This is a genomic window from Arthrobacter sp. GQ119, from assembly GCF_059759125.1.
Window position 1 is genome coordinate 1 of sequence record NZ_JCAXEA010000050.1, and the last position, 3,204, is coordinate 3,204.

General features: G+C 61.0%; 3 protein-coding genes. All 3 read right to left on the bottom strand.

The window, feature by feature from the left end; all coding sequences use genetic code 11:
• The coding region (locus tag AC6CH3_RS23215) for a tyrosine-type recombinase/integrase (RefSeq protein ID WP_498134677.1) at positions 1-925 on the bottom strand (925 nt) is incomplete at its 3' end.
• Positions 922-1,860: a tyrosine-type recombinase/integrase gene (locus tag AC6CH3_RS23220; protein ID WP_498134678.1), complete on the bottom strand. Its 939-nt coding sequence runs from the start codon at positions 1,858-1,860 to the stop codon at positions 922-924. The genes AC6CH3_RS23220 and AC6CH3_RS23215, both read right to left, overlap by 4 nt.
• The gene (locus AC6CH3_RS23225; RefSeq protein ID WP_498134679.1) at positions 1,857-3,065 is read right to left on the bottom strand and encodes a tyrosine-type recombinase/integrase; all 1,209 of its coding nucleotides are present in this window, start codon (positions 3,063-3,065) and stop codon (positions 1,857-1,859) included. Before AC6CH3_RS23225 ends, AC6CH3_RS23220 begins: the two co-directional genes overlap by 4 nt.
• Positions 3,066-3,204: the final 139 nt, after the last annotated feature.

Consider the following 3,204-nt stretch of genomic DNA (forward strand, 5'->3'; position numbering starts at 1 on the left):
GTGATGCTGTCCGGTCGAGGGCGCGTTGTTTGAGGGTCAGGTCGGCGTGGAGGTAGATCTGTGTCGTGCGGATGTTTTCGTGTCCGAGCCAGAGGGCAATGGTGGCGATGTCGACTCCGGCCTGCAGCAGACGCATGGCGCAGGTGTGCCTGAGTGTGTGCGGAGTGATCGTCTTCAGTGCCAGGGGCGGGTAGTGTGCTGCGGCTGTTCGGACATGGCGATCGACGATCTTTGCTATTCCATCCCGGGTCAGTTTTTGTCCGGAGGGACCTGGAAATAGCGGGTCCGTCGGCAGGGGTCGCTGCTCAGTCATCCAGACCTTCAATTGCCTCCGGGCGTTCTTGGTCAGCGGTGTGATGCGTTCCTTCCTGCCCTTGCCTTGGCAGGTCAGATACGCGGTGGGTTCCAGGTGCAGGTCAGCTCCCGTGAGGCTGGTCAGTTCACTGACCCGCAGGCCGGTGACGACTGCGGTAAGCAGCAGTGTCCTGTCACGTCGGCCCCTCCAGGTTGCCGCGTCGGGGGTGTTCAAGAGGGCGTTGGTTTCTTCCTCACTGAGGTAGGTCACGAGGGCCTTGTCCGAGCGTTTTGCGGGGATGGCCAACACCCGTTGGATGATTTCTGCATGGTCTGGGTGGTTATAAGAGGCGTAACGGAACAGGGCGTGGACTGCGGCTAGCCTGGTGTTTCTGGTCTGGACCGTGGAGCCTCGACTGGTTTCCAGCCATGAGAGGTAGCCGGCAATGAGGTTAGCGTCGAGGTCCCTAAGGTCCAGGTTCTGCGGGGCTTTGCCGGTCTCCTGCCGGGCGTATTGGAGTAGCAGGCGGAACGCGTCCCGGTAGGAAGCGATGGTGTTCGGGCTTGCCCGGCGCTCACCGACGAGCCGGCGGGTGAAAAAGGACTCCAGGATCGGTGCCAACGCGGTCATTGCTCCTCCAACAGGTAAGAGCCCAGCCGCTCAGAAACCAAACTCATCAGTTCCGGCGTTGTGGTGAGATACCAATATGTTGCTGCCGGGTCGTGGTGGCCTAAATAGGTTGAGAGCAACGGCAGCATGGGTCCGACGTCAATACCGGACCGATACCATCCCTGAAGGGTCTTGACCGCGAAGGTATGCCGTAAATCGTGAAGATGCGGTTGGTGGTGTCGGTCAAGGACGGCCATCCCGGCATGTCGGACGAGCAGGGTAAAGACCTGGCTGGCGTTGTCGGCAAGGAGGCGGGTTCCCCTGGTTGAAAGAAAGAACGCGGTACTTCCGGGCTGCGGGAATCTCCTTTCCCGTTTATGAGCGTAGGCACGCAGCGCGGTGATGGTTGTGTGGTGCAGCGGCAATTGCCTCCACTTGTGGAATTTCGTCTCCCGGATCGTCAGGACCCCCTGGTTCCAGTCGATGTCCTTGCGGTCCAGCCCGGTGGCCTCGCTGCGTCGCATGCCAGTTATAGCAACCAAAGAAATGTAGGTGCGATAGGTCAGTGCGCGGAAGTCAGGCGTGAGTTCATCGGTTGCGTCGAGTAGTTGATGGACTTCCTCGTCAGAAAAGATGTAAGGCTTGGCACGGTGATTTCTGTCCGTCAGCAGGGACGGTTCCGGTACTTCCGTGCCAGGATCAAAGGCCTGCAAGTAACGGGCGAAGGGCCGGATGACGCCCAAGCGTGCATACGACCACATCGGATCGCAGTTCGTTGGAAGTGTTGCCCATGCGAGGGCATTGGCGCTGGTGAGGTGGGTGGCGCCTGTCCGTTGAAGGTATCTGGCGAAATCCTGCAACAGCTGTCCGTGCTGCCGGAGCCTGTAGCCCATGGCCCGGCGCATCTGAAGGTACCTGTCGACCATGAGGGCCACATCAACCTCTGACGCTGTCATCGTCCGGTCCTCGGCCAGGGCAGTGCCAGAGCACGCAGCGCGGCGTGATCGACCTTTGCATACAGGGCGGTGTTGACAGGGCTTCGGTGGCGCAGGACCTGGCCGACTTCGGCCAAGGAACCGCCAGCACGAAGGAGCTGTGTCGCCGCGGTATGCCGGAGCCGGTGGGCGTGAATTCCCTCAAGTCCTGCCCGCTTGCCCGCGGCCAGGACAACCTCTGACACGCCAGCGGAGGCGAGCCCGCCCAGAGGTGCGTGAACCTTTAGGAACACGGAATCGCCGGCTGCGGTTGAACGGCCATTGCGCAGGTAGTCGGCCAGAGCCGCTCCGACATCGCTCGGCAGTGGCAGTTTCTCCTGGCTGTGGCCCTTGCCCTTTAGGACGATGTCACCTGTCCTCCAGTTCACATCGTTGAGCCTCAAGGACGCCACCTCCTGGGACCGCAATCCCAGACGGCTCATGACTATCAGAATCGCGAAGTCACGCCGCCCGGTCACCGTGCCCCGGTCGCATGACGCCAGAAGAGCATTCAACTCTCTCGGAGCCAGTCCTTGGGGCAGGTTGGCGTCATGACCCGCGGCCGATGGCACGGCACCAGCGAATGCCCGGCTGCTGAGTCCGTCGAGGAAGACCCACGCCAGAAAGGCCCGCAGACCGGTAATCATGTACTTCACGCTTCCCGCCGACTGCACCGCATACAGGTCGGTGATGAAGGTGATGACATCAGCCCCGCTCATGGTCTGCAGGGTCGCCGACCTGTCCGTCAGCCAGTCCATGAACGCATCCGCGGCACCTACGTAATGGCGGATCGTGCTCGCGCTCAGGCCCCGCTCCTGCACCAGATATTGCTCAAACCGGTCCTGGATGATCCGCCCCGGCGAACCGGAATCGGGCTGTGGTTCGGGGATCGGTGCAACGCCACGGTCGCGCAGGTAGCCGAGAAACAGAACGAATGATGCCCGCGTCGGATGCTGCCACCGGTTTTCTGCCGCAAGATCATCCAAGAACGACTGCAGCACCTCGTCAGTCAGCGCGTTCGTGCCCAGTCGATGGATATCCAACCAACGACTCAGCCTGCCGACAAGTGACAACGTCTGTTGAGAGGTTGACCTCGCATACCCATGAGCCGCCAACACCTCACGAAATCCCGCCACATAGGGCGCTAAAGGGCCGGTAACCGGTCCCGGAAAATACTTCACCATCATGCCGCCTTCCCTCATAGAGGGAACAAGCATGCGCTTGCCGTGATTATGCAGAAAAGGGCTCAACCGGCAGCGTGAGACAGCACTGGTTTATGGCCCATGAACGAGCGGCCTCTGCATAATCGCGCGCTCGGCATAATGG